This is a genomic window from Anoxybacillus amylolyticus (genome assembly GCF_001634285.1).
Classification (GTDB): Bacteria; Bacillota; Bacilli; order Bacillales; family Anoxybacillaceae; genus Anoxybacteroides; species Anoxybacteroides amylolyticum.
This window is the reverse complement of sequence record NZ_CP015438.1, coordinates 1,746,471-1,770,997: the sequence shown is the minus strand read 5'-3', so window position 1 is coordinate 1,770,997 and position 24,527 is coordinate 1,746,471. Positions and strand designations below refer to the sequence as shown.

At 43.0% G+C, this 24,527-nt stretch carries 23 protein-coding genes, 1 other RNA gene and 1 riboswitch; of the genes, 9 read left to right on the top strand and 15 right to left on the bottom strand.

The features are described from left to right. Positions 1–134 precede the first annotated feature (134 nt). From GFC30_RS09010 to GFC30_RS09000, 3 genes are read left to right on the top strand one after another with little or no spacing between them, the layout of a single operon-like run. Positions 135–272: a cytochrome c oxidase subunit 2A gene (locus tag GFC30_RS09010; RefSeq protein ID WP_066324555.1), complete on the top strand. Its 138-nt coding sequence runs from the start codon at positions 135–137 to the stop codon at positions 270–272. 21 nt (positions 273–293) lie between these two features. Then, complete coding sequence (locus GFC30_RS09005) at positions 294–770, top strand: cytochrome c oxidase subunit II (RefSeq protein WP_066324553.1); 477 nt, start codon at positions 294–296, stop codon at positions 768–770. Further along, positions 767–2,413 (top strand): b(o/a)3-type cytochrome-c oxidase subunit 1, encoded by a 1,647-nt coding sequence (locus tag GFC30_RS09000; protein ID WP_066324550.1) that lies wholly within the window; start codon positions 767–769, stop codon positions 2,411–2,413. The genes GFC30_RS09005 and GFC30_RS09000 overlap by 4 nt, the downstream gene beginning before the upstream one ends. Before the next feature lie 34 nt (positions 2,414–2,447). On the opposite strand, the gene GFC30_RS08995 is transcribed toward GFC30_RS09000, so the two are convergent. From GFC30_RS08995 to GFC30_RS08960, 9 genes are all read right to left on the bottom strand, one after another. Beyond that, positions 2,448–3,956, bottom strand: a complete 1,509-nt coding sequence (locus tag GFC30_RS08995; RefSeq protein ID WP_066324548.1) for a carboxypeptidase M32 — start codon at positions 3,954–3,956, stop codon at positions 2,448–2,450. An 87-nt stretch (positions 3,957–4,043) separates the two neighbouring features. Next, complete coding sequence (locus GFC30_RS08990) at positions 4,044–5,981, bottom strand: ATP-dependent DNA helicase (RefSeq protein ID WP_066324546.1); 1,938 nt, start codon at positions 5,979–5,981, stop codon at positions 4,044–4,046. Positions 5,982–6,171: 190 nt separating this feature from the next. After that, on the bottom strand, positions 6,172–6,324 hold the full coding sequence (locus tag GFC30_RS17070) for a hypothetical protein (protein WP_169806987.1): 153 nt from the start codon (positions 6,322–6,324) through the stop codon (positions 6,172–6,174). A 63-nt stretch (positions 6,325–6,387) separates the two neighbouring features. Then, positions 6,388–7,530: a THUMP domain-containing class I SAM-dependent RNA methyltransferase gene (locus GFC30_RS08985; RefSeq protein ID WP_066324544.1), complete on the bottom strand. Its 1,143-nt coding sequence runs from the start codon at positions 7,528–7,530 to the stop codon at positions 6,388–6,390. 9 nt (positions 7,531–7,539) lie between these two features. Beyond that, a complete protein-coding gene (locus tag GFC30_RS08980; RefSeq protein WP_066324539.1) occupies positions 7,540–9,246 on the bottom strand; it encodes a putative bifunctional diguanylate cyclase/phosphodiesterase in 1,707 nt (568 codons plus the stop codon). Between the two features lie 201 nt (positions 9,247–9,447). Next, positions 9,448–9,839, bottom strand: an RNA gene (rnpB, locus tag GFC30_RS08975) — RNase P RNA component class B. A 75-nt stretch (positions 9,840–9,914) separates the two neighbouring features. Then, the gene (gene gpsB, locus GFC30_RS08970; protein ID WP_066324536.1) at positions 9,915–10,211 is read right to left on the bottom strand and encodes a cell division regulator GpsB; all 297 of its coding nucleotides are present in this window, start codon (positions 10,209–10,211) and stop codon (positions 9,915–9,917) included. Positions 10,212–10,259: 48 nt separating this feature from the next. Next, a complete protein-coding gene (locus GFC30_RS08965) occupies positions 10,260–10,805 on the bottom strand; it encodes an SLOG family protein (RefSeq protein WP_066324533.1) in 546 nt (181 codons plus the stop codon). Between the two features lie 54 nt (positions 10,806–10,859). Further along, the gene (locus GFC30_RS08960) at positions 10,860–11,090 is read right to left on the bottom strand and encodes a spore coat protein (RefSeq protein ID WP_148660374.1); all 231 of its coding nucleotides are present in this window, start codon (positions 11,088–11,090) and stop codon (positions 10,860–10,862) included. A 431-nt stretch (positions 11,091–11,521) separates the two neighbouring features. On the opposite strand from GFC30_RS08960, the gene GFC30_RS17065 reads away from it, so the two are divergent. Beyond that, positions 11,522–11,713, top strand: coding sequence for a hypothetical protein (locus tag GFC30_RS17065; protein WP_158512133.1), 192 nt, complete (start codon positions 11,522–11,524; stop codon positions 11,711–11,713). Positions 11,714–11,986: 273 nt separating this feature from the next. Here GFC30_RS17065 and cysK read toward each other — a convergent pair whose 3' ends face one another. Beyond that, positions 11,987–12,907: a cysteine synthase A gene (gene cysK / locus GFC30_RS08955; RefSeq protein WP_066324530.1), complete on the bottom strand. Its 921-nt coding sequence runs from the start codon at positions 12,905–12,907 to the stop codon at positions 11,987–11,989. Positions 12,908–13,046: 139 nt separating this feature from the next. Here cysK and GFC30_RS08950 point away from each other — a divergent pair, with 139 nt between their 5' ends. Then, positions 13,047–13,562, top strand: coding sequence for a PepSY domain-containing protein (locus GFC30_RS08950; RefSeq protein ID WP_409978517.1), 516 nt, complete (start codon positions 13,047–13,049; stop codon positions 13,560–13,562). A 44-nt stretch (positions 13,563–13,606) separates the two neighbouring features. On the opposite strand, the gene GFC30_RS08945 is transcribed toward GFC30_RS08950, so the two are convergent. Genes GFC30_RS08945 through GFC30_RS08935 form a run of 3 tightly spaced genes read right to left on the bottom strand, consistent with a single transcriptional unit; the run spans position 13,607 to position 16,656 of the window. Next, entirely contained in the window at positions 13,607–15,025 is a 1,419-nt protein-coding gene (locus tag GFC30_RS08945) for a sensor histidine kinase (protein ID WP_066324521.1), read from the bottom strand. A gap of 3 nt (positions 15,026–15,028) precedes the next feature. Next, entirely contained in the window at positions 15,029–15,700 is a 672-nt protein-coding gene (locus GFC30_RS08940; protein WP_066324520.1) for a response regulator transcription factor, read from the bottom strand. 2 nt (positions 15,701–15,702) lie between these two features. Continuing rightward, entirely contained in the window at positions 15,703–16,656 is a 954-nt protein-coding gene (locus GFC30_RS08935; RefSeq protein WP_066324518.1) for an NHL repeat-containing protein, read from the bottom strand. Between the two features lie 249 nt (positions 16,657–16,905). Between GFC30_RS08935 and GFC30_RS08930 the strand changes: the two genes are divergently transcribed. Then, on the top strand, positions 16,906–18,033 hold the full coding sequence (locus GFC30_RS08930; RefSeq protein WP_066324516.1) for a histidine kinase N-terminal domain-containing protein: 1,128 nt from the start codon (positions 16,906–16,908) through the stop codon (positions 18,031–18,033). Positions 18,034–18,044: 11 nt separating this feature from the next. Here GFC30_RS08930 and GFC30_RS08925 read toward each other — a convergent pair whose 3' ends face one another. Beyond that, entirely contained in the window at positions 18,045–18,740 is a 696-nt protein-coding gene (locus GFC30_RS08925; RefSeq protein WP_066324514.1) for a thermonuclease family protein, read from the bottom strand. A gap of 124 nt (positions 18,741–18,864) precedes the next feature. On the opposite strand from GFC30_RS08925, the gene tnpC reads away from it, so the two are divergent. Both tnpC and GFC30_RS08915 read left to right on the top strand, forming a co-directional pair. Next, positions 18,865–20,322: an IS66 family transposase gene (gene tnpC, locus GFC30_RS08920; RefSeq protein ID WP_066324512.1), complete on the top strand. Its 1,458-nt coding sequence runs from the start codon at positions 18,865–18,867 to the stop codon at positions 20,320–20,322. Between the two features lie 290 nt (positions 20,323–20,612). After that, on the top strand, positions 20,613–21,989 hold the full coding sequence (locus GFC30_RS08915; RefSeq protein WP_066324510.1) for a peptide MFS transporter: 1,377 nt from the start codon (positions 20,613–20,615) through the stop codon (positions 21,987–21,989). 27 nt (positions 21,990–22,016) lie between these two features. Here the strand turns inward: GFC30_RS08915 and GFC30_RS08910 are convergent, their stop codons facing one another. Then, positions 22,017–22,577, bottom strand: coding sequence for a YitT family protein (locus GFC30_RS08910; protein ID WP_066324508.1), 561 nt, complete (start codon positions 22,575–22,577; stop codon positions 22,017–22,019). A gap of 151 nt (positions 22,578–22,728) precedes the next feature. Further along, positions 22,729–22,915: riboswitch (Lysine riboswitch) on the top strand. Between the two features lie 103 nt (positions 22,916–23,018). Between GFC30_RS08910 and GFC30_RS08905 the strand changes: the two genes are divergently transcribed. Continuing rightward, on the top strand, positions 23,019–24,479 hold the full coding sequence (locus GFC30_RS08905; protein WP_066324506.1) for an amino acid permease: 1,461 nt from the start codon (positions 23,019–23,021) through the stop codon (positions 24,477–24,479). Positions 24,480–24,527: the final 48 nt, after the last annotated feature.

The following is a 24,527-nucleotide window of genomic DNA, read 5'->3' as shown; positions in this document are numbered from 1 at the left end:
CTGTTAGCATAGTGGTAAAGCAAGGAATGAACAATTTGTGAAATGGTGAAAATCCCCTACAAAAACGCCAGTAGTTTTGTATGATGAAAGTGTAAAGAATCGTTTGGGGGATAAAAGAAAGGAGGTATGGGAGGATGGAAAAAGAAAAAATAACGGGAAAAACAACAGAAGAGAGTAACTTAAAGGGAACACTTGCATCGGTTTTTTTATTAGGATTTTTCCTCATTTTCACGTGGGTAAGCGTGTATTATTTATTTTTGGAACGTCTATAAGAGAAAGGAGAGAATGGGCGTATGCATATACACAAATATGAGAAAATTTGGCTTGTTTTCGGAATTGGCTGTTTATTCGTCTTTTTAACAATTATCGGTGTGAGCGCATTCGCGAAAGGGAATCAACCGCCAAGCTGCTTAACAACGATTGATCCAGAGAAAGTCGATCAAACGCCGCCATTTAATAAACCTGGGCTTGTCAAAACAGGCGATAACGAGTACCAGTTAAATATAGTAGCTTCTGCATTTGCATTTACACCAGCGCAGGTGGAAATTCCAAAAGGGGCAAAAGTAACGATTAATATTACAACAAAAGACGTCATTCACGGATTTGAAGTTGCTGGAACAAACATTAACATGATGGTTGAACCTGGATATGTGAACTCATTCACGAAAACATTTGATAAAACAGGCGAATATACGATTGTATGTAACGAATATTGCGGTGCTGGTCACCATATGATGACTGGTCGGATTAAGGTGGTGGATAAACAATGAATGAAACGGTAAAAGTCGATCGTCGCGATGCCAAATTGGCACTAGCTCATCTTTATGTTGCGTTTATTGCATTGGGATTAGGCGGATTAGCCGGGCTACTGCAAACACTAGTCCGCTCTGGGAAATTTACTCTCCCTGCCAACATTAGCTATTATACCATTTTAACGACTCACGGTGTGTTGCTTGGACTTGTACTAACTACATTCTTTATTATTGGGTTTCAATTTGCTGCCGTTAGCCGTACAGCAGGAACGTTTTCTGACCGCGTTCGCTTCTGGGGCTGGGTTGGCTTCTGGCTCATGACTATTGGTACAGCAATCACTGCATTCTTTATCTTAATCGGTCAAGCGTCGGTGCTTTATACGTTTTATGCACCGCTGCAAGCGCATCCAGGGTTTTATTTGGGATTAACGCTTGTCGTCGTTGGTAGCTGGGTTAGCGGTTTTGCCATATTCGCTCATTATGCACGATGGAAGAAAGAACATCCAAAACAAGTAAGTCCGCTTCTTACCTTTATGGCAGTCGCAAATATGATCTTATGGCTCGTTTGCTCGCTCGGGGTCGCAGCAACCGTTTTAATTCAACTGTTGCCTTGGTCGTTAGGACTTGTCGATCGTATTAACGTATTAGTAAGCCGGACATTGTTCTGGTACTTTGGACACCCGCTTGTTTATTTCTGGTTATTGCCAGCATATATGGTTTGGTATGCGATTGTACCGAAAATTATCGGTGGAAAAATTTTCTCTGACTCGTTAGCGCGGTTATCGTTCATTTTGTTCTTGTTCTTCTCGATTCCTGTCGGGTTCCACCATCAATTAATGGAGCCAGGGATTGATCCGTTCTGGAAATACGTGCAAGTTGTATTAACATTTATGGTCGCAATCCCGTCGCTGATGACCGCATTTGCCATGTTCGCAACGTTTGAGTTATACGGCCGCTCGAAAGGAGCAACAGGTCTGTTCGGATGGTTGCGCAAACTTCCATGGGGAGATGCTCGCTTCTTCGCACCGTTTGTCGGAATGGTGTTCTTTATCCCAGCTGGTGCTGGCGGACTTGTGAACGCTTCCCACCAACTTGACCAAGTGGTGCATAATACGATTTGGGTTACAGGCCACTTCCATTTAACATTGGCAACAACAGTTGTCCTTACGTTCTTTGGTGCTGCTTACTGGCTTGTGCCGCATTTAAGCGGGCGCGTCATGACGAAAGCGATGAACCGATTAGCGATTATTCAAACGATCGTATGGGTTATTGGGATGACGTTTATGTCTGGTGCGATGCACTTTGAAGGATTATTAGGTGCCCCTCGCCGTTCGGCATTCTCTACGTACGGCAATTCGCCGCAGGCACTTGAATGGATTCCGTACCAAATTGCCCAAGCGGTCGGCGGAACAATTTTGTTCATTGGTATTATTTTAGTGCTTGTCATCATTACAAACTTAGCGTTTTTCGCTCCAAAAGGCGAAACGGAATTCCCTGTTGCCGAATTGGCAGAAGGAGCAGAACGCACACCGCTTGCCATGGAAAACTGGAAACTTTGGATTGGTATTACCGTTGCGTTAATTTTAATCGCGTATACAATCCCATTCATTGATATGATTCAAAACGCACCGCCTGGTTCCAAGGGCTATAAACTATGGTGAAAGAAAAGGGTGTCCCGAGTGGGCACCCTTTTCTTTATAATCGATAAATTGTTTTATATTTTTCTTCTAAATAATGAATTAAGTAGTCAACGTTCAAACCTTCCCCTGTCGCCTCGCGCAAAATGTCAAGCGGCTTTTTCGTTTTTCCGAAGCGGTGTACTTTTTCTGTTAACCATTCTCGAATCAGCAACAACTCTCCTGTTTCAAGCAGTTCAGCAAAGTTTGGGATGTCTTTAAGCATCGCATGATGTAGCTGTGCTGCATACATATATCCAAGCGCATACGAAGGGAAATATCCGAAACTCCCTCCAGACCAATGAACGTCTTGCAACACCCCTACCCCATCATGGTCTGGGCGAATGCCTAGATATTCTTCATATTTTGTGTTCCAAATGTCCGGCAAATCTTTCACCTCGATTGTTCCATTAAACACTCCTTTTTCGATTTCGTACCGAATCATAACGTGCAACGGATACGTTAATTCGTCCGCTTCGATGCGAATGAGCGATGGCTTTACTTCGTTAATCGCTCGATAAAAGTCATCGAGCGAAACGTTAGCAAATTGTTCTGGCGCATATTGTTGAAACAACGGATAAATTCCCTTCCAAAACGAATAGTGACGACCGATGAAGTTTTCGTAAAACAACGATTGCGATTCATGAATTCCCATCGATGTTCCAGTACATAGTGGGGTGCCGGTTAATGTTTCGGCAATATTTTGTTCGTATAACGCATGGCCACACTCATGAATCGTTCCAAATAACGCGGTGCGGAAATCACGTTCATCGTATCTCGTCGTAATTCGGACATCGCCTGGGTTTAAGCCGATGGCAAATGGATGAACGGTTTCGTCTAATCGTCCTGCCGAAAAATCATAGCCAATCCTACCTAACAGCCACAAACTAAGATCGCGCTGTTTTTCTTTCGGAAACGGATGGAATAAACATGACGTATCTGGTTGGTGGCGAGAAGCGACGACCGCTTGCACGAGCGGAACGATTCGTTCGCGCAATTTTGCAAATACGTCATCGAGCACTTCAACCGTAACGCCTGGCTCATATAAATCAAGCAGCGTGTTATATGGATTGCCTTCATAGCCCCAATAGTCGATAAATTTTTTATTAAAAGCAACGAGCTTTTCTAAATAAGGGCGAAAGAGCGAAAAATCTGCTTTTGCTTTTGCTTCTTCCCAGACACTTTCCGCTTTTGCTTGTAAAATAACGTATTCTTTATATTCATCCGCTGGAATTTTTTTATTTCGTTCGTATTCTTTTTTACACTCCGCTAACGTATACCGAGCAACGTCTGATAATTGCGCTTGTACGCTAGCTGGCGACAATTTGGCGATATATGCCGCCATTTCTTCCGACGTCGACATTTTGAACACTTCTTCGGACAGTACCCCAATAACTTCCGACCGCTGCTCAAGCCCTTTTTTCGGCGCCCCTGTCCGCATATCCCAATACATCACTTGAATTGCTTCATTATAGCTCATCATTTTTTTGACATAACGCAAAAATTGTTGCTCAACTTCTTTTACCATAACAATCCTCCTATTCCTTTGCTCGCCCCTATATAATTCGCCCCAAAGTATCGTTTTCCTTTTTATGAAACAAAAATAGGGAAGAAATTATTCTCCCCTAACCGTCGTTGGCAATACGTTTTTGATTGCTTCGATGACCCGTCTGTCTTCGTCGGTCGTCACAAAAATAGAAACAATGCCGCGGTCTTCATGGGTGCGAATGAGGCGGCCAACCCCTTGGCGCAGCCTTAACAGCATATACGGAACGTCCACTTGCCAAAATGGATCTGCATACGCCTTTCGCTTCGCTTGAAACACTGGATCGTTTGGTGGATACGGTAGTGACCAAATGATAACGTTGGACAAGGAAGGTCCTGGGATATCTAGCCCTTCCCATAAATGTTCGGTACATAAAACCGTTTCTTCATGGCTTTGGAACTCGGCAACAAGTTCACTAATTTCTCGATCGCCTTCAAATAAGAAAGAGAACTTTTCCTGTTGCGCAGCTTGTTTAAATTGGTGCAATTCTTGTTTAGAAGGGAACAAAATAAGCGCACGTCCGTTCGTTTCTTGAATTTTTTGCATCGTATAGCGATACTTTTGTGTAAATAACTTATCGTTATCTATAAACGTTGGCATATAAAGAGTCATTTGTTCTTCGTAATCGAACGGCGAATGAACGCTAAACGATAAATAGTCATCAATCCCTAAACTTTCGGCAATATATGCAAACGATTTTTGGTTGGATAACGTAGCAGATGAAAAAATAAACGGTATTTTTTTGCTAAACACTTTTTCGCGCAATACTTCTTGAACCGTTCGCGGCATAATCACAAGTGTTTTCCCTTCTGGTGATGCTTCGAGCCATGTAATCGCTTCGCGGTTATGAAGGAATAAATGAAGCGAATGCTCGATTTGGTCTAAATATTCATCGACGATATTTAGTTGGTAATGGTCGATTGTGTACGTTTCGCTTTCTAATACGAGTTCATTGCCAATCCCTTCAAGCGTGTGCGCCAATTGCTTCGCGAAGCGGATTAAGTCTTCCGAAAATGTTAGCTCTTGGCGATTGGAACCAGTTACTTCGGCCGCACATTTTCCTAGCTCTGTAAAAAAGCGGTCACACACTTGGAGGGCATCTTCGATTAGATAGGCCAGTTCTTCGCGAATATCGTTTTCTAATAAACGTGTCAGTAACGTTTCAAGCGTCGTTTCTTTCATGCGGTACGTGAGCGCTTTTTGTGCAGCAAATTCTAATAAATGCCCTTCGTCAAACACAACGCAGCTTGCTTCAGGCAAGAGGGGCAACTGCCCCTCCCGTTTGCGCGCCTCGTACGTCCACACGTGCTCCATGTAAAAATCATGCGAGCAAATAATCAAGTCAGCAGCTTTTCGGTAATATTCGCGCGATAACGTTTGTCCGCAACGATGGCGCTTCTCACAGGCAAAACAGTCTTGAAACGGATCCCATGCGATTTTTTCCCACTGTTCGTCGTTCAAATGGGCGTATTCTTTTCGGTCGCCGTAATGATAGAACGATTGTAACGTTTTATGGTCATGAACAAATACCGGCAGTTCGTCGAAAATTTGTTCATATACCTCTATCTCTTCTTCATCGGACATTAACACTTGATCGAGCTTGTTTAGACATAAATATTGGTCTTGCGACTTCGCAAGACGCACATCAATATGTAAGTCGAGCGCTTGCGAAATTTTTGCGATATCGCCTTCTTTTTTGACAAGTTGTTCAATTAGCGTTTCATCCGCACAGGCGATAATCGCTGGTTTTCCTGTATAACGGGCATAGCAGATCGCATAAAGCAAATAAACGATCGTCTTCCCTGTTCCCACTCCCGCTTCCGCAAACATCACTTTCTTCTCTTTAAATGCGCGTTCGAGCTGAAATGCCATGTATACTTGCTCATCACGCAATTCAAACCCTGCTTCAGGCAAAATATCGTAAAATACGTCTCCAATCCATTCACCTAATTTATCAAAAAAGTTTTCGTTTTTTTCTAATGAAAAAGGATATCGCTCACGGCTCATCGTCCAAACCCTCCAACAAAAATAACAGTAACAAACTAATATTATCCCTTATATATAGAAAGAAGTCAACGAAAGAAAAGCCGGAGCACTTTTTCTAGCGAACGCGGGTGTGGAGTATCCTTAAAGAGAGACATATGACTGAACAACAAACAGTTTGTCGACTAACATCAACTTTGGTCCATGAACATATCTAGCGAAAAACGCGCGAAAGCACATAAAGAAAGGCTTGTTTCCATTCTTGTTTCGCTTGTTCCACTTGTTCTAGCCCTTGGTTATGCGGCACTAACATTGTATACGTACGGTCGAGCGCTTGCGAAATTTTTAATAAATCGTTTGACTTCATTGCAATCACCTCGTTTGTCATTGTATGACAAAAAGCAGGCAGATATGCGAAAAACACACTTTCCTATGAAAGTGTGCTTTTCGGTGGTTTCGGTCCCCAGTATTGATAGTATTGGGTTTCGATAAAGCCGTTAAATAGCTTGCGGCGCTTCGTTGCTGGTTTGCCGTAATGTTTTTCAAATTCTTTATGAGCCGTTAGTAGATAAATTGACCACGTGTCTAATGTTGCGAATGCTTTTCCCATGTCTTCGTACATTTTTTCAACTTCTTTTCGCTCGCCAAGCCGTTCACCGTATGGTGGGTTACCGACAATGACACCGTATCGTTTGTTCGTTGTCAAGTCTTTCACTTGCATTTGCTTGAACGTAATCAAATCGCCAAGCCCTGCTTCGAGTGCATTTTCTTTCGCAATTTCAACCATGCGGTGGTCGATGTCAAAACCGGAAATATCGAGCGGCTGAGCGTAGTTAGCAACATCTTCCGCTTCTTCGCGAGCAAGTTCCCATTTGCGTGAACCAATCCAATCCCATTGTTCGGAAACAAAGTCACGATTAAATCCAGGCGCGATATTTTGTCCAATGAGGGTGGCTTCAATTGGGATAGTGCCTGAGCCGCAAAACGGATCAATAAACGGGCGGTCGGGTGTCCAGTTCGTGAGCAAAATGAGCGCCGCAGCCATCGTTTCTTTTAGCGGGGCTTCTCCCTGTGCAACGCGATACCCGCGTTTATGGAGCCCTGCACCGCTTGTGTCGATCGTCAACGTCGCGATATCTTTATGAAGCGCGACTTCTATGCGATACAGCGGACCTGTTTCTTCAAACCATGACACATGGTAATGCTGTTTTAAACTTTCCACGATCGCTTTTTTCACAATCGCTTGGCAGTCCGATACGCTAAACAATTTCGATTTGACAGATTTTCCGATGACCGGGAATTCAGCATTCGCTGGCAAATAATCTGGCCACGGAAGCACCTTCGTTTGTTCAAACAACTCTTCAAATGTCGTCGCTTTGAATTCGCCAATTTTTAATTTCACGCGATCGGCGGTGCGCAGCCATAAATTCGCGCGGCAAATCGCTAATTCGTCCGCCATGAAGGTAACTTTTCCATTGTCTACCGTACATTCGTAGCCGAGGCGACGCACTTCCTCGGCGACGACCGATTCCATCCCCATCGCAGCGGTTGCGATGATTGTTAGTTTGCTCATATATTCCTCCTACTCTGTCTCCCATTCTTGCAAAAATAGTAGTAATTCTTCAAACGGAAGAGGCTTAGAAATATAATACCCTTGCGCATAATCACAGCCATGGTCTTTTAAAAATTTGTATTGTTTTTCGGTTTCGACCCCTTCCGCTACTACCGATACGTTTAAACTGCGTCCCATGTCAATAATCGCCTTGACAATCGCTGCTTCTCCTCGATATGAAGATAAATTACGAATGAAGCTTTTGTCAATTTTTAATGTATCGATTGGGAAGCGATGCAAGTAGCTTAACGCTGAAAAGCCTGTACCAAAATCATCAATCGCTATTTTGATTTGTTGTTGTTTCATTTGTACAAGCCGTTCAATGGCAAACGAAGCATTCGGCATTAACGTGCTTTCCGTTAGCTCCACTTCCAAATAGCGAGGATCAACGTTTGTTTTTTGAATAAGGCGTTCAAGACTTTCGACAAGATCGTGCTGTAAAAAGCAAAGGGTAGAAAGATTGACATTCATTTTTATTCTCGGGTACTCGGTATGCAGTTGTTTTAGCCGTTTACATGCTTCTTCGATGACCCATTCGCTAATAGCTACGACTAACCCTGTTTCTTCGGCGAGTGGAATAAACGTAGCAGGGGAAATAAGCCCTCGCTTTGGGTGGTTCCAGCGTATTAATGCTTCTACACCAATGATTTGGTTCGTACGGAGATGAAGCAGAGGTTGATAGTGTAAAGAAAACTCTCCTCGTTCGATTGCTTTATGAAGATCATTTTCCAATGCAAAATCCACTTCATTACTCTCATGTTCGTCTTGGTTGTATATTTCCAAGCGATTTTTTCCTTTCCGTTTGGCATTATGCATCGCACGGTCGGCGTTGCGAATAAGCAACGCGCTATCTTCTCCGTCACGAGGATAGAAACTCACGCCGAGGCTTGCAGTAACGTAAATATCTTGACCATTGACAGAAAACGGTACTTTTAACGCATCGATAATGCTGCTTGCCACTTGTACAGCTTCATCATCATTGGAAATAGCAGGAATCATTAGTACAAACTCATCTCCACCAAAGCGGGCAAGCGTATCTTTTTTTTTCAATATTCCTTTGACACGCATCGCTACTTTTTGCAGTAGCAAATCCCCCGCATAATGCCCAAGTGTATCGTTCACGTATTTAAATCGGTCTAAGTCTAAAAACATCACTGCTAGCTGTTTCCTGTGGCGATGGGATACTTTCATCAACTCATTAAGCCTTTTAGTAAACAAATAGCGATTCGGTAGCCCTGTTAGCATATCGTAATGTGCCATCTTCTTCAGCTGTTCAACGTGACTTTTTTGTACGGTAATATCTGAAAAAACGGCTAAATAGTTCACCACAAAACCTTCGCTGTCTTGAATGGCATGAACAGTCAGCCACTCTACATATAATTCCCCGCCTTTTCGCTTATTCCATATTTCCCCTTGCCAATATCCTTTTTCAGTAATTTCCTTCCACATCTGCTTGTAAAACTCGCGGTCATGAATGCCAGACTGCAAAATCCGTGGGTTTTTCCCTATAATCTCCTCTTGATTGTAACCGGTTACAATTTCAAAGGCTGGATTGACCCATATAATATCTCCTTTAGAATTAGTCAGTATGATTCCATCATTTATATTTTTTATTACCCCTTCTATAATATTCTGAAAGGCCGTTTGCTCGAACAGTTCCACATACCTTTTGTCCATACCCCCCACCCTCTCTAACACATCTTCAAAAATCGGAACCTCGTCGCTCCTAAAATGCTTTACAAACAAAGCAATAGTGAATATCATGATTATATCATTTTTATACTATTTGTTATATCGTTGATTCAAGTGATATTTTGTGACATGTTTTTGACAAAAAAAAGACTCTCAGCCCGAGAGTCCCTTGCGGCATTAATAATGTTCTGTAAGCCATGTTTTGTCCCTTCGTACTACAAGCGGCTTGTCGCCTCGTACTCCGGTGGTAATCATCTATCTACAGATGAATAGTCATCTGTCCTTCCCTCCGTTCATTTCCTTTGGGAAGGTGCCCCTACCATCATTTGGGTTTCTCGCTCGTGGGGTTTACCGCGTTCCACCTCTAAAGTTTCCTTTAGAGCTCCGTCACTGTGGCACTTTCAGGGTATTTGAACCATATCCAGCGGACGTAGGTTCTTTCCCCGCCGTCAGCCCAGCCTTTAGCCAGACTGCCCTAGCTTATGGATTCGCTAGGCACGAACACTACGGGCATCTCAGCACCGTGCGAGCATGGACTTTCCTCTACGGTTCATAGACCGCAGCGATTACCCGAACATTATTAATACCGTTGCATCATGTAGTATAGTCGATTTTGCCGAGCACTGCAATGGGAAATTTTTCGCGTATGTACATTATTCGTACAACTTGTTTCCAAACACATGTTTTTCTAGGTTGGACAGCCGTTGTAAAATATCAAAGTTCGTCGTTCCTGCCGGCATCGACTGGCGCTTCTGAAGTTCCTCTACTTGGCGTTTCAATCGCATATTTTCCTGTTGCAATTCCTCCATTTCTTGATGGAACGCTTCGTAATCTTTAATAATGGTGTCTAAAAATTGATCGACTTCATCTTGATTATAGCCGCGCATACTGACTTTAAATTCTTTTTCTAAAATGTCTTTCGCCGTTAATTTCACACGACCTGCTAACATCATCGTCTCCCTCCGTTGCTCTTTCTTTTTATTTTTTCAAAAAGTCCCTCAATTGTCAATTTCCCATTCCTCTTCTTCAATGATGGTTTGTATATCAGAAAACGTAATCGACATCATAGGATAATTCTCTTTTTTCTTTGCCATCTCTACGATAAATTTCGGCGTCCCTTCTTTTTCTTCGTCGTAAACGACTAATAAGCCGTCGCTTTTTGCTAAAATAAATTCGTTTTTCAAGCGAAACTGTACAGGGTTTTCGTACGGGCGTTTCGTAATATAGTCAAAAAAGTCTGCTTGAGAAACGATCCAATCATAATATTCGCGATTTTTTTCATTCCACCTTTCTTCCTGCTGCAAAAATGGCGCTAATATCGCTAGCTGTAAGTGTGGATATATTTCCTGCATTTCATATACTACTTCGGCCGCCCATAATTCTATCCCTAGCTGTCCGCTGATGATTACCCATTCCAACCCTTCTTCCGCTAGCGCCAGCAGTCGTCTGGCTATCGCCTTTTTGATGTATCCGACCGCCAGATGGTCGTTGGAACAAATGCTTAGTTCGTGTGGCTTGTAGCCGGTTACCGCTATTACTTTCATTTTTTTCCTCCTTGATAGGAAAACAGGAACTGAATACTCAGTTCCTGTCTAAGATTAATACCCCCATGGCATTGGTGTTGGACCGCCACAACAAAATTGTTGGTTCGCTACTTCATTTACCACCGATTCCGTATGCGGAAAATAGTGCTGGTGCTGATACAGATGATGGTTCACATGCGTCGTATGGGACGGATGAATATGCGGCACCACCGTTGCTTGGAAATGATGTTGAACGCAACATTTCGTTGGGTGAACAATCGGTGGCATAACATGTGGTCGAAACATCGTCATTTCTCCTTTCTGTCATATGCTGTTTTGACAATATTAGCCTATGATGAAAGGAGCGGACTCGTACTAGTACAAAGACCTATTTTCCGCCGATTTCTTACGTTAAATTTGTAAACAACACCATCGTTAAGCCAACAACGACAAAAAACAAATACAAAATTTTTTTATACATGCTTTTCACGGCTCGTCTCCCCGTTCTACGTTCTATTCACAACACATAATTGTACACATTCTCTGTTTTTTCTACAAGATTCGCGCTAGAAAAAAGAAATTTTCTTTATTTTCTGTCGTTTTTTGCGCTTGCCTAGGAAATTATTGCGTTATTTTCCGAATAAACCGGTCGTTTCCGTATGAAAAAAGAAAAGGTCGCCCACCTCATGTCCTTTGCTTGGCAGCGGGCGAGAAAGAGGCGGCGGTTGCCATAGACGATGAACGTCGTAGAAGTCGCCAAGCCGATAGTTACCGTGACAGACGTTCAACGGATACACCAGTTTTCGGACAAGACAGTAGTCTCCGTCAAAATAAAATGGTTCGACGTTCCGCTTACTTTAAGCGCGGATGATGGGGTGATGAAAACGAGACGGGTTCTGTTTTTTCGTTCCGGAATCGTATGCCAATAAGTGATATGTTCATTTTTCCTTCGAGAATTTGTTGTAGTATTTTTCTTTTGTCACATGCTCCTCACCTATCCTCCAAATGAACAAAAATGCACGAAGCTTCGTGCATTTTTTCAACTACTGACAGACATGTTGATTAACCAATAAAAGCCTATTTGGATGTCTCTATTCCTAGCTTTTCTGCCGAAGTCGGCTAAGCTCCGCTTGCCGACTAGACATGCCATACGACTCTGACTTTTTAAGTAAAATAATGGATAATGAACACTCATGAACGAATTACTCAAATAAATCAGACGACAAATAACGTTCACCTGTATCCGGAGCCATGCAAAGGACGCGGGAAGAAGGCGGCATTTGCTTAGCGATTTGTACGGCGTAATAGGCGGCCGCCCCGGCGGAAGCGCCGACAAAAATTCCCTCTTCGCTTGCCAAACGACGCGCCATCGTTTGGGCATCTTCATCTTTAATCAGCAAAATCTCGTCGAAAATGTCGCGGTTCAAAATTTTCGGGACAAAACCTGGACCTGTACCAGGAATTTTATGTGATCCTGGCTGTCCGCCGGACAACACTGGGGAACCAAATGGCTCTACAACATAAATGCGCAAATGTGGAAGGTGTTGTTTTAACACTTCCCCAGTGCCGGTGACCGTTCCACCTGTTCCAGCAGTTAACACAAACGCATCTAGTTTCCCGTCAAATGCGGCTAGAATTTCTTTTGCTGTACTATGACGGTGCGCATTAGGGTTTGCATCATTTTCAAACTGCATTGGGATAAAGCTATCCGAAATTTCTGCGGCTAGCCGCTTTGCCTCTTCAATTGCCCCTTGCATCCTTAATGAAGCAGGAGTGAGGCGCACTTCCGCCCCATATGCTTTTAAAATTTTTACCCGCTCCATTGTTGCATTATCCGGCATTGTAATAATGCAACGATATCCTTTCGCTGCGCACACCATCGCCAACCCAATTCCCGTATTGCCGGATGTCGGCTCAATGATCGTGCTTTTCCCTGGCGTAATTTTTCCTGCCTCTTCCGCTTGGCGAATCATTTCAAATGCCGCACGGTCTTTGACGCTTCCCCCTGGATTAAATGACTCCAATTTGATATATACTTCTGCCCCATTTTTATCTGGAATCCGGTTTAATTTCACAACCGGTGTATTGCCGATGAGATCTAAAATGCAATCGTATCGTTTCACAACTATCCCCAACCTTTATCCAAACACTCTCCATCAATTATAGAAGGTTTTTTATCTTTCATCAATTGTTCAATTCCTCTTCATTTGTTTCACACATCTTTTTTTATGATTAACCTCGAGAAACAAACGGAAGGAGAGGATAGGGAATATGAGAAAAATGAGAAATGTTCATCTTTGGATTGGACTAATTACATCGCTCTTTTTATTTATTGAAGCAGGAACAGGGTTGTTACTTACAGAGCGGTGGCTGATGGGCAGCTCAAGCGGACATGGACAGCATAGTGAGCATAGCAGTGGACACGGGGAACATTTATCAATGATGGACGCTGTTAAAAAAGCAAGTGAGTCAGGGGCGTTTGATTGGAACGATGTAAGTGTGGTAATGAACCACGGAGTGTATATGGTCAAGCTAAATGACGATGCAGGGACAATGGTTACGATTTCCCCAGATGGGACCGTCATTAGTAAAGAAGCAAACAAGTTTGCCTCGATTGTCCGCGGGCTTCATGTGGGGCAAGTCGGCGATATGAATATTAAATGGATGTTAGATGTTGCCTCCATTAGCATTTTAGTATTAACTGGAACAGGTATTTATTTATCCGTTAAAATTTTGCGCGCCCAATCGAAAAAGAAGCGAAAATCGCTTGTTGTCTAATGGAAAGAGGATGTCTAGAAAAGACATCCTCTTTTCGTATACGTTTATTCAGAAGACGTGTCAGCCTCTTTCCATACCGGCAAGTCAATGACCACTTCTGTTCCTTTTCCTTCTTCACTTGCAAATGTAATCGTTCCGTGATGAAGTTGCACAATTTGCTTTACAATGGCTAATCCTAGCCCTGTACCGCCTTCTTTCCGCGTTCGTGCAGCGTCCACTCGGAAAAATCGTTGCCCAAGAAACGGGAGTTTGTCTTTTGGAATCCCTTTTCCTGAATCGCGAATGACAAGTTGGCATCGTTCGTTGCCGACCGGAGTAAGTTTCACATAAATCTCCCCACCAGTCGGGGTATAACGAATGGCGTTGTCAAGAAGGTTGTGAATGACTTGTTCGATTCGGTCTGCATCACCTTCAATAATAATGTCGGGATTTAAATCTGCCGTAATAGTAATTGCTTTTTCTTGTAGAAACGGCTCATATTTTTCGATCGTATCTTCCACAATTTGAGAAAAGACAAGCAATGTTTTTTGCAGTGGGATACTTTTTTCTTCCAACCGCGCTAAATCGAGCAAATCGCACACAAGTCGTTCCATTCGCCCCGCTTCACGATGGATAAGCTTCACGTATTTTTTTTCTTCTTCTTTCGTTTTTACCATTCCTTGCAAAATCGCTTCACTATATCCTTTTACATAACTTAACGGCGTGCGCAATTCATGCGACACGTTCGCTAAAAACTCTCGTTTCCTCATATCTTCTTCATAAATCGCTTTCGCCATAATATTAAACGCTTTCGCAAGACGACCGATTTCATCGTCCGCTTGTATCCGAATTTGTGCTTCGTACTCCCCATGCGACATACGATAGGCGACTTGTTCCATCTCTTTTAGCGGTCCGACGAGACGGTTCGCCATTTTTTTGCCGAATATCACTAAAACGATGACAAACAAGCCTGCAAGCGGTAGCCAAATGATAGCTACTTCTTTTGTCATGTCTTGAATCGTCGCTAGAGGGATATACAAATAAAGCACCCCTTCTAGTCGATGATGGTCTAATAGCGGTACAACGACGCCCATAATTTTACGACCAAACCGCTTTTCGTAGCCAATTTTCGTGACCACTTTTCCTAATAACAGTGTTTCGCGATCTGCTTCATGAATAAGCGAGTCGTAATCTACTTCGAACGGAAGGCAGGCGCTTAGTTCGCGTGGATTATTAACGAGCAGCACTTCTGCTGTCGATTTTTCATTATACCATTCCACTTGTTGGCGATAGTCGTCTGTAATCGGTCCGCCATGATAGTCTGCTGCAATATTTTTTCCTTCTTCTACTAGTGTTTGTTCTACTTTATCAACGTATAAGTTTTTGTAAAAATAATTCAATAAAAAATAAGAAAAAGAAACGGTAATAACGACCACAAGGCTAATCGTTAGCCAAATTTTTTGCACGAACGTTTTTGGTCGCATCCGTTACACCTCAAATTTGTAGCCAATTCCCCATACTGTCTTAATGAACGGACCCGCTTGCTTTAGCTTAATTCGTAACGTTTTAATATGGGTATCGACCGTTCTTGCGTTACCTGTATAATCATACCCCCAGACGCGAAGCAATAAGTCTTCTCGGGTAAATACTTTTCCGGCATGTTTTGCAAGAAAAAGAAGCAAATCAAACTCTTTCAACGTCAACAAAATGGCTTCTCCATCCACCACTACTTTTCGTCCTTTTTCATCGATGAAAAGCGAGCCGAAGGACAGGTCGTCTGTTTTTTTCGTTTGAAATACCCTGCGCAACACTGCCTCAATGCGGGCAATGAGTTCGCCAGGGCTAAACGGCTTAACGATATAGTCATCGCCGCCAAGTTTAAACCCTTTCACTTTATCCCATTCTTCCCCTCTGGCAGTTAAAAAAACGATAGGCACGTCCGAACGTTCACGAATCCGTTCGCATAACGTAAATCCATCGACACTTGGCATCATCACATCAAGCAACATTAAATCAACTTGCTTTGTATGCAATAGCTGTAACGCTTCTTCTCCGTCTTTTGCTTGCAAGCAAGAAAACCCTGAGTTTTCTAGGTACATGCTTACTAAGAAACGCATATCTTCTTCATCATCGACTATAAGAATCGTCCGGTTCTCCATCGTCATCTCCCTTCCCGAATGAGTAATTGAAACGGACCTTTGCCTGTTTTATATTGTCGAACGGGTCGCAGCGTCTGTTGATCAACGACGTCAACCACATCCCCATCGTAGCTCGCAATGTATAAATACTTCTTCCCCCCGATCATCGTAAACGGATTGACCCCAACGGTCAGCGAAACCGCTTTCGTTCCTTTTTTATCCCATTTTCTTACTGTATTAGAGCCGTGACTTAATGTAAAAATGCCGTTGTCCGTTTCTACAAAGCTAATCGGCATTGTCGGCGCTGCGATTGTTTTCTTTAGCTTCCCATTCAATGAATATACGTGAATGTTCGTTTCAACCGTGCTGCCACCTCCGTGCCCACCAACCCAAAGTTCTTGCTCTCGTACTAGCCCGCCAAGTGCTGATTTTGGAACGGAAAACGTCGCAATCATTCGACGTTTCGGCACATCGATGACATCCGCTTTGGCATCATGGAAATCGATCACGTACAATTGCGTACCATCTTTCGTTTGCAACAGCGTCAGCGGCTTTCTCCCGACTTGAATCGCTGCCTCTTCCTTTCCTCCAACAGTGAAGATGCGCAATTTTTTTTGTTGTTCGTCGGCTAAAAACACATGTTTCCCGTCAGAAGAAGCAAGAGCACTTACGATTCCTTTGCCTGTATTCCATTCGCTTTTTCGTTTTCCTGTTGCTAAATCATACACATATGCTTGCTCTAGTTCGTTTCCGTACAATAGCAGTTCTTGGCCGTGCTTAAGCAGCACCCCGCCTTTCACTGGTTCATGTATCTCCCATTGCGCATACTTTTTTTCAAGAGTCAAATCAAAAAACGTTACGGTTCCGTCTTTTATATTGACACTAATCAATGTTTCCATATGGCGTGCAATCGGGGGAAACGCTTGATGTTGGCATCCCGCAATCAACAAGCAGAGAAAAATAATAAACCGTCGCATACTCCCCCCCCTTTTTTTTCCTTCAACAGGTCGCTCATCGACGCTTTTCATAGAATTTTTGACGCTACCTTTTCCCTATTGATTATACACAAAGACTGTGAAATGTTTGTGAAAAATACAGAAAAAATTTTTGTCTATTATCACTATACATGTTAAAATGGCATTTTTAGCAATATACCCCTTTCCTATTTAAGCATTTTCCTTTTATAATGATATCATGTACGGATGGAACGAACGAGGTGAATGGGTTTGGAGTCCTCAAGGGAAAAACTATCTGCGTTTCTAGAAAAACATTTACACGACTTTTTAACACATTGGCGCAGACATATGTATATTTCTGAAGATGATAAATATATCAACCATATTGAGCAAAACGGGATAGCTGTTTTTCAACTAGTCAAAGAAGCATTAGAGGGATCGCTTCAGCCGAGCGAAATCCAGGCATTAGCAGAAAAAGTAGCGAAACAACGAGCGGAAGCAAATATCAATATGGGCGAATTTGTATATAACACAAATTTCGGACGGAGTTTGGTCATTCGGTACGCGCTTAAGTCGGGGCTTCCGATAGAAGATTTACAACTTTTAGTAGATGATATTAACTATTTGTTTGACCAGTTTTTGTTTTATGCGATCACAAAATATACCGAGCTGAAAAATGCGGAAATTCAAGAAAAAAATTTATTCATCTCTCAATCTCATAAAGATCGATTGACGCTACTCGGGCAAATGTCGTCTAGCTTTGTGCATGAATTTCGCAATCCACTGACAGCGATTATGGGATTTGTGCAGCTATTAAAATTTGAACATCCTAACTTAAAATATTTAGATATTATCGATCATGAATTACAGCAATTAAAATTCCGCATTTCCCAATTTCTTCATGCTTCGCGAAAAGAAACGAAGGAACAACAAAAAGGAGTTATTTTTCTCGAACAGCTACTAGAAGAGATTATCGCATTTTTATATCCTAGTTTTGTTGAAGCGGATGTCGAGATTTCGTCATCGATTGATCCGGAAGCAAGCGTCTACGGGTTTAAGGACCAATTAAAGCAAGTATTTATGAACATTCTTTTAAACTCGATTGAAGCAGTCAAAGAAAAAGATAAACCGCGCCAAATTTATATTCGCGTATCTGCCAATCAAGAACACGTGCATGTGGTTATTTCGAATAACGGACCGATGATCCCGAAAGAGACCGTCCAAGCGATTTTCGAGCCGTTTTTCACAACAAAAAAGCTTGGGACAGGTATCGGGCTTTACGTGTGTAAAAAAATTATTGAAGATCACGACGGACAAATTACGTGCACATCTAGTGAACAACTGACATCTTTTGCGATTTCTCTGCCTTTAAAAAAGGAAAACTCTCTCCCGGTTTAGGAGAGAGTTATTTAATGCACTGGTTTGCGAAATCCTGCGGATTGCGCTTCTTTTTCCGTACAGAACATCACTTCCGCTTTTGTCGTTCTATACTGAGGACTGCCGGGAACGTGATAAATTTTTTCGCCATTTTTGGTGATGTTCCCTTTAATGAGCGGTTTTGGACAAGAGGCAGTTGTTACTGACGGACGAACTACTCCTTCGCGAAACCCTCGGTCGGTCGCGTAATCTTCTATCGACCAAATCTTTAATCGCTTTTTCCTCGCTTCTTCTTGGATGCGCCGAAATTCATCGACATATTTCGTATTGGGCTCAAATACATATGCCACGCGCGCATAGCCCTTTTCTAGCAGTAATTCATTTACCATCTTGTTCCCGAGCCATACGTACGCAAGCAACCGTCCATATTTATCTCGCTCGCGCACATCGAATTCCAACGCAACTTTCGTTCCCGGCGGTAATAACTTTTTCATATATTGGCTTGCTTCTGGTCCGAACGGCTGTACCGGTTTTGTCGGATGAACAGATTCTGGCGGATCAACAAGCAATAGCCGCACGGTTTCTTCTTTTTTGCCAATGTGCACTTTTAATGTATCGCCATCAACGACTCGTTCCACGGTTGCTGGCACTTTTGCTGGGGTGGACTGGCAACTAACTAAAAAGAGTAGTGCAAAACTACTTAGTAACAAAAAGATATATTTTTTCACTTTCTCTCCTCCTCTCGTTTTTTGTAACTATTCAGCCGTTACATAGAAAAAGTTTACGAGATCGGGTTTATTTCTGCTCCCCTTGTCTATACTAGTACCATCCAAGACAAGGGAGGTGAACACGATGGCAAACGTTGTTTTTGATTTTCAACAAGCGGTCTTTACACTCGAAAGCATGGTCGCAAAAATCGAGCGCCAAGCGCAAACCATCGAAAAACTCATCAAAGAAAACGAGCAGCTAAGACAAGAAAACCAACAATTAAAAGCACGTATTGCAGAATTAGAAGCCCGTACGAAAAAAAACAGTACGAACAGCCACTTACCGCCGTCCTCTGACCGGTTTGTGGCGAAATCCCCTTCTCGCCAACCGTCGGAGAAACAGCCGGGAGGGCAACTAGGGCATCGAGGAACGACGCTCCGCCAAGTACCGAATCCTGACCATCGAGTCCTTCACCGCGTGACCAAATGCAAAGGATGTGGTCACTCTTTAGAACATGTTGCTCCGCTTCAAGTAGACATTCGCCAAGTGTTCGACCTCCCAGTGGTTCGAATGGAAGTGACTCAACACGAACGGGAAGTGAAGGGGTGTCCGAAATGTCATCTCGTCCAGCAGGCAGAGTTCCCTTTTTATGTCACGAATCATGTCCAGTACGGACCAGCCATCACTTCCCTTGTTTTATACTGGAATCATGCGCAGTTGATCCCGTGCGAGCGTGTCACGGAGATGGTCAAAGCGTTAGTGGGCCATTCAATCAGTGCAGGCACAGTCGTGAACATGACGAGACGGTGGCTCCCTGTGTTAGAAGCAGCGCTCAAAGAGATCGAAACGGCGTTGCTAACCTCCAGCACGTTGCACGTCGATGAAACGAGCCTGCGTGTGAACAGAAAGAACCAATGGGTGCATGTGGCTTCCACTGCCAAGGTCACACGATACGGGCTTCATCGTTCCCGTGGAAAGCAAGCGACGGACGACATCGGGATCTTGCCACGGTACAAAGGAACGATGGTACACGATGCGTATTCGGTGTACCCGATGTACACAGAGGCGAGCCATGCGCTTTGCCACGCCCATCATCTCCGGGAGCTTCGGGCATATACGGAACTTTACGGCCATTCATGGTCGAAAGAGATGACCGAAGCACTGTTGGAGATGAAACAGGCGGTGGAGAAAGCGGGCGGAGCTCTACCGGAAGAGGAAGTCCGGTATTGGGAAGCAGTGTACGACCAGCTTCTAGCGAATGGTCGACAAGAACTCGATGAACGTTGCCGACAAGGCAACCATGAAGGCGTCCGCAACGCGCAAAATTTCATCCAGCGCCTGGAAAAGCGCAAGCAAGAAGCGCTTCTCTTCCTGCGAAAGAAAGAAGTGCCGTTTGACAACAACCAAGCCGAGCGTGATTTGCGGATGGTGAAAGTCAAACAAAAAATTTCCGGAACGTTTCGTCAGGAAGACGATGCCGAGGCTTTCTGCACCATTCGCAGCGTCATTTCTACCCTGCAAAAACACGGAAAGCCGGTTTGGGAATCGTTGCAAAGACTTCTAAGTGGGGAGTCTCTCCAAACGATTCTCCATTCCTCCTAGGGCATTTTCGATACTGGAAATGCCCTATTGGTGCTGGATTCTGAAAATCTCACTAGTATTGGGCTGAATGGATACCGTTTTTTATCGTATCGTATTTATTACTTTTTTTCTATTACATATATTATTAAAATATTTTGTTTATTATTAAAATAACAATATTTAGCGAATAATTTATTATTAAAACAAATAAAAAATTTTTATTTTTTTATTTTTATATAATTTTATTGACTGATAGACATTTTCTAAAATAAAATGTTTGCGTAATCATTACGAAGGTAGGAGGAAAATAGATGGGAGCATTACCAAACACACAAGAAATGCCGCAGGCGCAAAGCAAAAAGCATCCTCCCGGGCTTTATTTGCTATTTTTCACAGAACTTTGGGAGCGTTTTAGCTACTACGGGATGAGGGCAATCCTTGTTCTTTATTTAACAACTGCGCTTGTTAGCGGTGGTCTCGGTTTTAAAGAAAGCGCTGCCATGAGTATTTACGGCTTTTTTACAGGGGCTGTTTATTTTACACCGATTGTTGGTGGGTATTTGTCTGACCGCTTTTTAGGGCGTCGGTTGGCGATTACCATTGGTGGTGTCACAATGGCTATTGGAAATTTTATTTTGTTTGCGGTCAATACAAAATTAGGGTTATACACAGGTCTTTTATTACTAATTATCGGGAATGGGTTCTTTAAACCGAATATTTCCACACTTGTGGGCGAGTTGTATGATCCGAACGACAAACGCCGCGACGGAGCATTTACAATTTTCTACATGGGTATTAACATAGGGGCATTTTTTGCGCCACTTGTGTGTGGATTTTTAGCGGAAGATTATTTCAAAACGACGATTGATGGCGTTGTCCATTATGGGTTTAAGTACGGCTTCCTTGCCGCATCGATTGGGATGATTATCGGTCAGTTGCTTTTCAACGTATTTGGCAACCGTTATTTAGGGGAAATCGGCAAGGCGCCGGTCGGAAAATCCACTACTCACGCAGCGGAAAAAACACCGTTAACAACGAAAGAAAAACAACGCATTGCGGTGATTTTAATTTTAGCATGCTTTATCGTCTTCTTCTGGGCTGGCTTTGAGCAAGCAGGAAGTTCGCTAACACTATATACGGATAAGTTTGTTGACAAAACAATCGGTAGCTGGACGGTGCCGACTTCGTGGTTCCAATCGCTAAATCCGTTCTTTATTGTCTTGTTGGCGCCAGTTCTTTCATCACTATGGTTGAAACTTGCCAATAGCAAACGCGGCGATTTGCCAATCCCCACAAAAATGGCACTCGGGATGATTTTGCTTGGGCTTGGATTTGCTGTCTTACTTCCAGCTGTATTGCAAACAGGAAGTGACGAACATCATATTGCGACAAAAGCGAATGTCTTCTTTATCGTCTTCACGTATTTCTTGCATACACTCGGTGAGCTTTGTTTATCGCCAGTCGGTTTATCAATGGTGAGCCGCATTGCGCCTGTTCGTCTAGCTTCTCTCTTGATGGGAGTGTGGTTAGCAGGGACAGCTGTGGCTAATATTTTAGCTGGACAGTTAGCAGCATTTACTGAATCGTTAGGATATTTAGAAATTTTTAGCTTAATTGGTGCTGTGACGATCGGGCTTGGATTTGTCTTATTGCTCCTTTCAAAGAAACTTGTGCAAATGATGGAATAAATAAGATTCGCGGGAAATCCGCGAATCTTATTTGTATGTCAATATCGTCGTGACGATGCCGACCACAGTAACGACAAGAAAAGAGTATAAAAAAGAAGCATCAGGCACGATGAAGCTACCGATGGTGATGACAACCGCGTCAATGACAAAAATAATGATTCCAACATTCCAGTTCGTTACCTCAGCGATAAATTGCGCAAGTAAGTCGGTACCTCCTGTACTCGTTTTTTCTCTTAACATCATCCCGATTCCTGCCCCGACTAACATCCCACCTGCCATTGAACTTGTTAACGCATCTAATTGAACAGTGCCACGAAGCACGGACAAGACGTCAATCATGAACGAGGAAAACAGTAGCCCATGCAAACTATTATAAAAAAACGGTCGGTAATAAAACCAAGCAATCATGTAGAGTGGCACACTTAAACAAATGATAGCCCCTCCTACTTTTACATTCCATATGTATTTGACAATTAATCCAATGCCGATGATTCCCCCGTCTAATAAATGATGCGGAACTAAAAACACGTTAATGCCGATCGCTAATAAAACACTGCCTACTCCTATTGCTATTGCTTTTTTCCACATCTTGTCCACCCCGGCTTTTTTTACGCTAGTTTATGTATATGGACAATGGAAGCGGTACTTGTCTTTTTTTTATTTCTGCACGAGTATATATTGCCTTCGTAAAAAAATTGTTTTATAATGAATCCACAAATGCATAACGTCCTCATTCAACCGATGAGGTAGAGGTTGCGGCTTTTATGAGTACAGTGAACGAGGCGCAGAGACGTTAAGGACTTCACTCGAAAGGAAAAGTCGCCGAAGTCCGCTCATTTCTCTGGATGTGTGGGCTGGGGCTGTCTTCGAATAGAGGCAGCACTGTCACGACTGCATTTTGGCAATCGTGAGGCGCTATCTTCACGGAAGGGTTGCACGGGTAATGATTTCATTGCCGCCGAGTCTCCTTCGGCGGCTTTTTTATTGCCCAGTCCCTTTCCATCTTTCAATCAAAAGGAGTGAGACAGAATGGAAAGTGTTGTTCAAAAACAAAACAAGGTACTTCCCCCTTCCTCAAGTGGATTGCAGCGGAAACTAAAAACAAGGCACCTAACAATGATTTCTTTAGGGGGAACGATCGGCACTGGATTGTTTTTAGCAAGCGGTGGAGCCATCCATACCGCAGGTCCTGGTGGTGCACTTGTAGCATATATTGCCATCGGAATCATGGTATACTTTTTAATGACTAGTCTTGCCGAAATGGCTGCTTACATGCCGGTGACAGGAACATTCAGTACGTACGCAACAAAATTCGTCGATCCAGCCCTTGGATTCGCTTTAGGATGGAATTATTGGTATAACTGGGCTATTACAATTGCAGCGGAACTTTCAGCCGTAACATTAATTATGAAATTTTGGTTTCCTCATAGCCCTTCCCTTGTATGGAGCGCTTTATGTCTAGTCATCATGTTCTTACTAAACTATTTATCTGTCAAAGGTTTCGGGGAAGCGGAATATTGGTTTTCTATTATTAAAGTAGCAACAGTCATTATTTTTCTGATTGTTAGTTTTTTCATGATTGTCGGAATAATGGGGGGAGAAGCTGTCGGCTTCAAAAATTTTTCTATTGGTGATGCCCCGTTTCATGGTGGATTTATGGCTACTCTTGGGATTTTTATGGCGGCTGGATTCTCTTTTCAAGGAACGGAACTGCTCGGGGTAGCAGCTGGCGAAAGTGAAGACCCAGCACGTAACATCCCTCGTTCTATTCGTCAAGTGTTTTGGCGTATTCTTTTGTTTTACGTGTTAGCAATTTTAGCGATCGGATTGCTTATTCCATATACAAACAAAAATTTAGCAAATAGTGATGTAACGGTAAGCCCATTTACACTCGTATTGGATAAAGCAGGTATTGCGTTTGCTGCTTCGGTGATGAATGCTGTCATTTTAACTGCGGTATTATCTGCCGGAAATTCCGGAATGTACGCATCGACCCGCATGCTTTGGGATTTAGCGCGCGAAGGAAAAGCACCGAGATTTCTTGCCAAATTAAACCACCGAGGGGTGCCTGTAAATGCTCTTATCGTCACTGCTTCAGTAGGTACACTCGCATTTTTAGCATCGTTATTCGGGGATGGAACCGTCTATACATGGCTATTAAATGCATCGGGAATGTCGGGATTTATCGCTTGGCTTGGCATCGCTATCAGCCATTACCGTTTCCGCAAAGCATATGTAGCGCAAGGACGCAATATCAACGATTTGCCTTATAAAGCAAAGTGGTTTCCGTTTGGACCAATATTTGCTTTCGTTCTTTGTACAATTGTAATTTTAGGGCAAAACTATGGGGCATTTACAGGTCGTTCCATTGACTGGTATGGCGTTCTCGTTTCATACATTGGATTACCGCTATTTTTCGTTATTTGGATCGGTTACAAGCTTGCCAACAAGACAAAAATCGTTCCACTCGATCAATGTGAGTTAGATTAACAAATAAAAATCTTAACTAAAAACCGCTTGGCTGTTGCCAAGCGGTTT

Bases quoted from the DNA above. Each gene is read 5' to 3' on its own strand.
- GFC30_RS09005 (WP_066324553.1), top strand. From the start codon at position 294: ATGCATATACACAAATATGAGAAAATTTGGCTTGTTTTCGGAATTGGC.
- GFC30_RS08945 (WP_066324521.1), bottom strand. From the start codon at position 15,025: ATGCGACCAAAAACGTTCGTGCAAAAAATTTGGCTAACGATTAGCCTT.
- GFC30_RS08940 (WP_066324520.1), bottom strand. From the start codon at position 15,700: ATGGAGAACCGGACGATTCTTATAGTCGATGATGAAGAAGATATGCGT.
- GFC30_RS17065 (WP_158512133.1), top strand. From the start codon at position 11,522: ATGAACGTCGTAGAAGTCGCCAAGCCGATAGTTACCGTGACAGACGTT.
- gpsB (WP_066324536.1), bottom strand. From the start codon at position 10,211: ATGTTAGCAGGTCGTGTGAAATTAACGGCGAAAGACATTTTAGAAAAA.
- GFC30_RS08960 (WP_148660374.1), bottom strand. From the start codon at position 11,090: ATGTTTCGACCACATGTTATGCCACCGATTGTTCACCCAACGAAATGT.
- GFC30_RS17070 (WP_169806987.1), bottom strand. From the start codon at position 6,324: ATGAAGTCAAACGATTTATTAAAAATTTCGCAAGCGCTCGACCGTACG.
- GFC30_RS08910 (WP_066324508.1), bottom strand. From the start codon at position 22,577: ATGTGGAAAAAAGCAATAGCAATAGGAGTAGGCAGTGTTTTATTAGCG.
- GFC30_RS08905 (WP_066324506.1), top strand. From the start codon at position 23,019: ATGGAAAGTGTTGTTCAAAAACAAAACAAGGTACTTCCCCCTTCCTCA.
- GFC30_RS08965 (WP_066324533.1), bottom strand. From the start codon at position 10,805: ATGAAAGTAATAGCGGTAACCGGCTACAAGCCACACGAACTAAGCATT.
- GFC30_RS09010 (WP_066324555.1), top strand. From the start codon at position 135: ATGGAAAAAGAAAAAATAACGGGAAAAACAACAGAAGAGAGTAACTTA.
- GFC30_RS08915 (WP_066324510.1), top strand. From the start codon at position 20,613: ATGGGAGCATTACCAAACACACAAGAAATGCCGCAGGCGCAAAGCAAA.
- GFC30_RS08980 (WP_066324539.1), bottom strand. From the start codon at position 9,246: ATGGACAAAAGGTATGTGGAACTGTTCGAGCAAACGGCCTTTCAGAAT.
- tnpC (WP_066324512.1), top strand. From the start codon at position 18,865: ATGGCAAACGTTGTTTTTGATTTTCAACAAGCGGTCTTTACACTCGAA.
- GFC30_RS08935 (WP_066324518.1), bottom strand. From the start codon at position 16,656: ATGCGACGGTTTATTATTTTTCTCTGCTTGTTGATTGCGGGATGCCAA.
- GFC30_RS09000 (WP_066324550.1), top strand. From the start codon at position 767: ATGAATGAAACGGTAAAAGTCGATCGTCGCGATGCCAAATTGGCACTA.
- GFC30_RS08995 (WP_066324548.1), bottom strand. From the start codon at position 3,956: ATGGTAAAAGAAGTTGAGCAACAATTTTTGCGTTATGTCAAAAAAATG.
- GFC30_RS08990 (WP_066324546.1), bottom strand. From the start codon at position 5,981: ATGAGCCGTGAGCGATATCCTTTTTCATTAGAAAAAAACGAAAACTTT.
- GFC30_RS08985 (WP_066324544.1), bottom strand. From the start codon at position 7,530: ATGAGCAAACTAACAATCATCGCAACCGCTGCGATGGGGATGGAATCG.